At 40.0% G+C, this 8093-nt stretch carries 3 protein-coding genes; 2 read left to right on the top strand and 1 reads right to left on the bottom strand.

Annotated elements, in window-relative coordinates:
* Positions 1–135: 135 nt before the first annotated feature.
* On the bottom strand, positions 136–549 hold the full coding sequence (locus tag LIZ98_RS16010) for an SH3 domain-containing protein (protein ID WP_227140240.1): 414 nt from the start codon (positions 547–549) through the stop codon (positions 136–138).
* Between the two features lie 333 nt (positions 550–882).
* On the opposite strand from LIZ98_RS16010, the gene LIZ98_RS16005 reads away from it, so the two are divergent.
* Both LIZ98_RS16005 and LIZ98_RS16000 read left to right on the top strand, forming a co-directional pair.
* Positions 883–2274, top strand: a complete 1392-nt coding sequence (locus tag LIZ98_RS16005; protein ID WP_227140239.1) for a hypothetical protein — start codon at positions 883–885, stop codon at positions 2272–2274.
* A gap of 611 nt (positions 2275–2885) precedes the next feature.
* Positions 2886–7382, top strand: coding sequence for a 5'-nucleotidase C-terminal domain-containing protein (locus LIZ98_RS16000; RefSeq protein ID WP_227140238.1), 4497 nt, complete (start codon positions 2886–2888; stop codon positions 7380–7382).
* Positions 7383–8093 lie beyond the last annotated feature (711 nt).

Raw genomic sequence — 8093 nt, 5'->3', positions numbered from 1 at the left:
GCTTTTTCTTCGTGCGATGTCTATTCGAGGAAGCAAATCTGTTCTCATTGCGGGGGGCTCCAGTTTGTACGTCGCTAAGCGGGCCCCTCCGCTTTTCTTTTAAAACTATCCTTTTGTACTTCTATTGTGTCCAAGTCAATCACTTGTAACCGTTAACTCTTGAGCCAATGTCACAACCGTCAGGACTGGAAATTCCGTACCTGCCCCATTCCGTACATTTAAAGAACTAATATTCACGTACTTGGTAACCGGTTCAGAAAGCTTCGTAGTGGTTGAATCCGTGTTTGTCTCAGCCGGAGGAACTTCATCGGCCGGCTCTGTTACCGATTCTTCAGTAGCTTGTTCCGTTTCCTCCTTGGAAGTTTCTTTTACTTTTTGATTGTCCTTCGCCTTTTCAAACGAAGCAGTCGCTGTTTTATTTGGGGCTGATCCTGTGTCCCTCTCTGAATGCCCTTTTGCTAATCCAATCCCTATCAATAGAGAAAAAATAAGAAGAACAGAAATAATGCTTGCGATAACTTTGCTTTTCTTGCTGATTTTTTTTAACATCAAATGCCTCCCTTGTAGGGACAAGTTTATCATCCCTATGATAATGTTGGGAAATACAGGAATTTATCATTTGGGATGAAAGCTTTGTCCTATATGCCAGCATGACTAACCACATTAATTATATCGACAATAATTGCTATTTTTTGACATAAAATTTTGGGGTCTCTTTGAAGTTGCAGGCTTACGGAGAACTTAGTTTCATTTGCCTAAGAATATAGATAAACCTGTACTCCGGTGCAAAAAAGTCCCCTTATCACCACATGTTTTTCCCGGCATAAAATGTAATAAAAGGCTCAGTTTCCGTTTTTTCATTTCATTGAAAGGAGCTTTTGCATGGTTGTTGAGCTTACGTTGGTTCATTGGATTTACTTGTTGTTTATCTTGCTGATTATCGGTTTCATGGTCAGCCGATTGGATACGAGTATACTTTGTATTGTCGGAATTTTTGTTATTGCCATTGTGACAAGTGGTTCGTTAACCAAATCGATCATGAGCATCTTTTCCGGTTTTTTATACGCAATTTCGGAGCTTTTGCCCACGATTCTCATTATTTCGCTTATTGTTGCCATGAGTAAGACATTAACGCAAACCGGGATTAATGATGTCATGATTGCCCCGTTTGCAAAAATCATTCGGACACCGTCACTGGCCTATTGGACAATTGGCATTCTCATGATGTTCATTTCACTCTTTTTCTGGCCATCCCCGGCGGTTGCCCTACTCGGTGCCGTTCTTCTACCGGTTGCTATTCGTGCCGGGCTCCCCGCTTTAGGTGTGTCCATGGCAATGAACTTATTCGGCCACGGGATTGCTTTGTCCGGTGACTTCATCATCCAAGCCGCTCCAAAATTAACCGCAGATGCAGCCGGATTGCCGGTTGGGGATGTTATTTCAGCGAGCATTCCACTTGTAATCGTGATGGGCGTGGTTACTACAGTAACTGCCTTTATTTTTCTAATGAGGGATGTAAAAAAAGGAAGATTACAAGATGTCAAAGCTTTTGATGGAGCTGTTGAAAAAATTGAGAAGGTCGATGCTTTGTCTCATAAGCAGAAAATTGTGTTTGCAATTCTCATTCCATTGCTTTTTGCACTTAATGTCATTGCCATGTTTGCCTTTAATCTTCAAGGAGGCGATGCGACTGCATTAGTCGGAGGAACAGCGATATTAATTTTTCTCCTTATTAATATGATTGGTTTCAAAGTCGGCGGATTGAGAAAAACAACAAAGCGAATGATCGACGGGTTTCAATTTGGCTTTAAAGTGTTTGGACCGGTGATTCCGATTGCTGCGTTCTTTTATTTAGGTGATGTAGGTTTTACCACGATCATTGGCGACTATCTACCGGAGTCCTCGAACGGCATTGTTAATGACCTGGGGGTTGCGCTGGCACATGTCGTTCCGTTAACACCGGAAATTGGTGCCGCGACACTGGCTGTTGTGGGAGCCATTACAGGTCTGGACGGTTCAGGCTTTTCCGGGATTTCGTTGTCCGGATCGATTGCCAATTTATTTTCCCATGCGATTGGCGACGGTGCTGCAACATTAACCGCACTAGGGCAAATTTCTGCCATTTGGGTTGGCGGCGGGACCCTTGTACCTTGGGCCTTGATCCCGGCTGCCGCGATTTGTAATGTCGATCCATTTGAATTGGCACGCAGGAACTTGTTGCCCGTTTGTATCGGATTGGTTGTAACGACAATTGTGGCGATGGTGTTGATATAGGGACTGGTTCATCGTCCCACTGGTAATGTTAATATAGAAAAACAGTACCCCTTAGCAAGTTTTTTCGCTAAGGGGGCAAAATACGACTGTATTATTCAAAACAATTTGTAGTTTTTTTAAAAAAACGCATGTATAAAGAATAAAATTCACTGATTGATTATTATTCTATCTACTTGGCAAAATAAACCTTATTACATAAGTTTGTTTCCATAAAACACTTGTAGAATTATTATCTAATGTGGAGTCATGGGGAAAATATTTCCATAATCCCTCATGTAGCGCCCAAGCCACACCTCAGAGGATGAAAATGGTTTTTTTAAAGGTAGCCAATGGGATGTATTGGCTTATTTTTCATGGTAGCATGCTTTTACAATATATTAATATATTGTAAAAGCATTTTAATTCATTTGATTTTATATTAAATTTTATCTATTATTATATTTTCTTTTTTAAAAATATGATATAAATTAATTGTGGCTAGTCCACGTTTTACTGATTTACTAGTTTTTACTGAAAGGAGAGGTGGTATTATCGAGAAGATTCTAATGTATACATGATGTTTATATTGGATATTGGACAGGGGCCTACATAGTATTAAAGGGGGAGAAACTGTGGTTCGAGTGAAAAATCGTTTTCTTATCATTTTTGCAATGATTTTTGCTTTACTAGTAAACTATTGTATACCGCTTGCACAAATAGCAAGTGCGGCTGACGTAAATGGCATATCTGTTGAAGAGGCTATTAGTAATAATACCGGTACAGCAACAGTTACGGGGTATATTGTTGGGCATACGACTTCACCGAATAAATATGATTTTGAAGCACCTTTTAGTGGGGACACAAATATTGCAATTGCAGATAGTCCGACTGAAAGAGACCCGGCCAAAATCATGCCTGTTAAAGTTAAAACTGAGTTCAGGGGAAAAGTTGGATTACAGACGAATCCGAATATTGTTGGCAAACAAGTCTATATAACCGGTGAATTGGGTGAATACTTTTCTGTACCGGGAATCAACGGTATTTCATCAATTTGGTTTGCTGACGAAGCACCACCTGTTGAAGAAGAACCAGTTGAAGGACAGGTTGTTACCATCAGCCAAATCCAAGGTGAAACGCATAAATCGCCTTACAAAGACAAATTGGTAAAAGATGTTGAAGGTGTCGTTACCTATGTAGCAGATAAAAACAACTTCTACATGCAATCAACAACACCTGACAGTAATACAAATACATCAGAAGGTATATTAGTTTATAAATCAGGTGGTCACGGTCAATCTGTTGGTAACAAAGTCAAAGTCAGTGGTACTGTAAAGGAATGGGTCATTACAGGTAATAAGGTCGGTATTGATTTGCCTGTTACTGAAATTAATGCTTCAGCTGTTTCGGTCATCGAACAAGGTGTTGCACTGCCTGAACCGGTTAAATTAGATCCACCGACATCAGTTATTGACAATGACAGTTTTTCAACCTTTGATCCGCAACAAGATGGTATTGACTATTATGAAACGGTGGAAGGCATGCTTGTTTCAATGGATAGTCCCGTAGTTGTCGGTCCACAAAAGTATGGAGAAGTTCCTGTCGTCGCCAAAAAAGTTGAAGATAAAACATATACAACAGAAGGTGGCGTTCTGTTAACTGAAGAAACAGCGAACCCTGAAAGAATACAACTAGATTTGTTCGACAATAATTTTAAAGCTAAGGTTGGCGATCAGTTTAACGGCACAGTTACCGGCGTGCTAACTTATGACTTCAGTAACTTCAAAGTGTTCGCAAACAAGTCTTCCTTACCTGAACTAACGGAAAGAGCTTATACAAAACCAATTAGTACGTTAAGTGGTGATGAGGATTCATTAACTATTGCCAGCTATAATATTGAAAACTATAGTAAGCGTGAAAAGGATAAGACTGCGAAGATTGCAGAACAAATTACCAAGCATCTAAAGTCACCGGATATACTTGGTCTAGTTGAAATGCAAGATAATGATGGCGCAACAAATTCAGGTACAACTGATGCAAGTCAAAATTATCAAGCATTAATCGATGCCATCAAAGCAGCCGGTGGTCCAGCATATGAATGGACAGATATTGCCCCTGCAAACAATGAAGATGGCGGTCAACCCGGTGGCAATATTCGTGTCGGCTTCCTTTACAATCCGGATCGCGTTCAACTTACTGAAGGAAAAAAAGGAACAGCCACAGAAGCGGTTGATTTTGAAAACGGCTCGCTTACATTGAACCCGGGAAGAATTGATCCAACCAATGAGGCTTTTGAAGATAGTCGAAAACCATTAGCAGCTCAATTTACCTTTAATGGTAGAGATGTGATTGTCATTGCCAACCATTTTAACTCAAAAGGTGGCGACACACCATTATTTGGACAAACACAACCACCAACTTTAAGTAGTGAAGCACAAAGAATTAATATTGCTAAAGTGGTAAATGGCTTTGTTTCAAATATTCTTGCAGAAGATCCTGATGCAAATGTTGTTGTATTAGGTGATCTGAATGATTTCCAATTCTCTAATCCTATTAAAACATTAAAGGGGAATATTTTAGAGAACTTAATTGATCGCGTACCTTTAAAAGACCGCTACACCTATAATTATGAAGGTAATTCTCAAGTTTTAGATCACATTTTAACAACTAAGGATATTGCAGATGATGCTCAAGTTGAAATTCTGCATCTAAACGCATCCTATATGGAAGAACATGGAAGAGTATCGGACCATGATCCCGTTTTGGCTCAACTCAATTTTGATGAAGAACCAGCAGCTGATGAAGATTTTTCATTAACGATTATGCATACAAATGATACGCATGCACGTGTCACACAATTTCCATATTTAGCAACTGCGGTGAATCAAATTCGTGCAGATCACCCAAATAATTTGTTACTGCATGCCGGTGATGTTTTTTCCGGAACTCTGTTCTTCAATGTTCATCTTGGATTAGCCGATCTTTATTTCTTAAATGAATTAAAATACGATGCGATGACTTTTGGGAATCATGAATTTGACAAAGATTCTCAAACATTAGCCAATTTTGTTAATGAAGCGAAATTCCCATTTGTCAGCGCAAATATTGACTTTACGAATGACCCGATTCTTGGAAAATATGCCTTCAATGAACCGGGACAACCGGGCGATGGTGGAAATATCTATCCGGCAATTATCAAAGAAATTAATGGCGAGCAAGTTGGTATTTTTGGCTTAACCACTGAAGATACCCCTAACATTGCAAGTCCAAGTAAAAATATTGTATTTGAAAATGCCGTTGAGGAAGCTGAGAACACAGTATCTCTTCTTGAAGAAAAAGGTATTGACAAAATAATTGCTTTATCACATTTAGGTTACGATGTAGATAAGCAATTAGCTGAAGCCGTTAATGGCATTGATGTAATTGTTGGAGGTCATTCGCATACCGTTCTTCCTGAAGGTGAAGTAATCGAAAAAGATGAACCTACTGTTATTGTTCAGACAGGTGAATATTTAAATAACTTAGGTAAATTAGATGTAACCTTCGATGAAAACGGGGTTATTAAGGAAGAATCGGCAGAATTACTTTCCTTAACAGCTGATTCAAACGGAGTCAGACAATTTGCTGCTGACCCGGCGTTCCAAGAAAAAGTTGATGAATTCAATACACCAATTGAAGAATTACTACAAGAAGTTGTTGGAAATACTACGGTTCCTTTAGACGGTGAAAGAGCCAATGTACGAACGAAAGAAACAAATCTCGGTAATTTGATTACAGATGGTATGGTTTGGAAAATGCAACAGTTCTTCCCGGAAACAACAATTGCCTTACAAAACGGTGGAGGAATTCGTGCTTCGATCGATCAGGGAGAAATTACAATGGGTGAAGTTCGTACCGTCCTCCCATTTGACAATGCGCTCGTTGCCATTAAGTTAACCGGTAAAGAAATTTTGGAAGCTCTGGAACATAGTGTCAGTGCCTATCCTAGCCAAAGCGGCGGCTTCCTACATGTGTCAGGATTAAAATTTAAATTTGATCCGGATAAACCGGCTGGCGAAAGAATTTGGTCAGTAAAAGTAAAAACAACAGAAGGCAACTTTAAACCTATTGAATTAGATCAAATGTATACAGTTGCAACTAATTCCTTTACTGCACAAGGCGGCGACGGTTTCGATTCGTTAAGACAGGCTTATTTGGACGGTCGTATGATCAACATTGATATTCCTGACTATGAAGTATTTAATGATTATTTAGTCGCCCATAACCCGGTCTCACCAAGTGTAGAGGGTAGAATTGTTGCTGCAAAAGAACCAAGTGGAGAAAATAAAGTGAATCCTACCATCAACAATGGCGTAGCAACAGTAGATGATGCTACTTTTAAAAATGCAATAGAAGCAGCAGTTGTAGCCAACAGTGCCCTTGAAATTAACCTGAATGGTAAGGAAAACATAAAGATCCAATTAACTGCTGATCAGGTGGCTCAGCTAACGGAAAACGGTGTTCCATTAGTACTCGCCAATGGTTCCGTTTCAATACGCATTCCAAGCAGCGTACTGGAAGCTGGTGGAGAATTAGTTGTCATTATAAGCAAATTAGCAGACACCAAAGGAGCAGTCAGCCCGGTTTATGAGCTTATCATTCAACTCGGTGGAAAGAGTGTCACCCAATTTTCCGAACCGGTTACCTTGACATTTACTGTTGATAAAAACAAAGTGACAAAACCAGATAAGTTAAATGTTTACTACTACAATGAGCACACAAAAGCTTGGGTTAAACTTCCGGGAGCAACTTACCAAGATGGTAAAGTAACGGTTACTACCAACCACTTTACTAAATTTACAGTTTTCGAAAATGATGCAGAAATAATTGCATCAGACAGTTCAGACAATAATGGTAACGGAGGATCCAATCCACCCGGTGGAAAGAATCCGGACAATACGAATTCCGGAGCAAAAAATACAGTTACCGATCATTCTAATACCGGAAATAACCCAATTAACACGACAAACAAACTACCGGATACATCAACGAATTATCGCAATATCTTGTTAGCCGGTATATTGTTTATATTGTTCGCAACAATAGGGGTCTTTTACAAAAGGTTCAAAAAGGGGACAAAATCAACACATTAATTGTCGACTATTTGCACCAAAAAGTATTTCGGTAAGTTCACACTCAATTTAAACAGAAGAAACATGTCCACGAGGTCGGTTCGAGGCCGCTGAAAATGTACTAACTAATCTTGCTAAAAACCATATTTAGCTGTATTCCCTTAGTTTACCCTACTATATATTGTGAAAATGCACTTATTCAAACAGTTTTACAGTGTCCCCGGTCGGTTCTCACAGACAAAATGAGGGATTAATCAGGAGAAACTGTCCAATAAAGCGGCTCTCGCGGACAAAATGGAGGCTCAATCAGGTGAAACTGTCCAATAGAACGGCTCTCGTGGACAAAATGGTGGCTCAATTAGGTGAAACTGTCCAATAGAACGACTCTCGTGGACAAAATAGTGGCCCAACCAGGTGAAACTGTCCAATAGAACGGCTCTCGCGGACAAAATGGTGGCTCAATCAAGTGAAACTGTCCAATAGAGCGGCTCTCGCGGACAAAATGGAGCCTCAACAAGGTGAAACTGTCCAATAGAGCGGCTCTCGCGGACAAAATGAGGAGTCAATCAGGAAAAACTGTCCAATAGAACGGCTCTCGCGGACAAAATGGAGCCTCAACCAGGTGAAACTGTCCAATAGAGCGACTCTCGTGGACAAAATGGTGGCTCAATCAGGTGAAACTGTCCAATAGAACGGCTCTCGTGGACAAAATGGAGCCTCAACCAAGTGAAA

Origin of the sequence: Caldibacillus sp. 210928-DFI.2.18 (assembly GCF_020554505.1) — a bacterium.
GTDB lineage: Bacteria > Bacillota > Bacilli > Bacillales > Caldibacillaceae > Caldifermentibacillus > Caldifermentibacillus hisashii.
The sequence above is the reverse complement of the archived record's forward strand: the minus strand, read 5'-3'. Positions and strand labels throughout refer to the sequence as shown.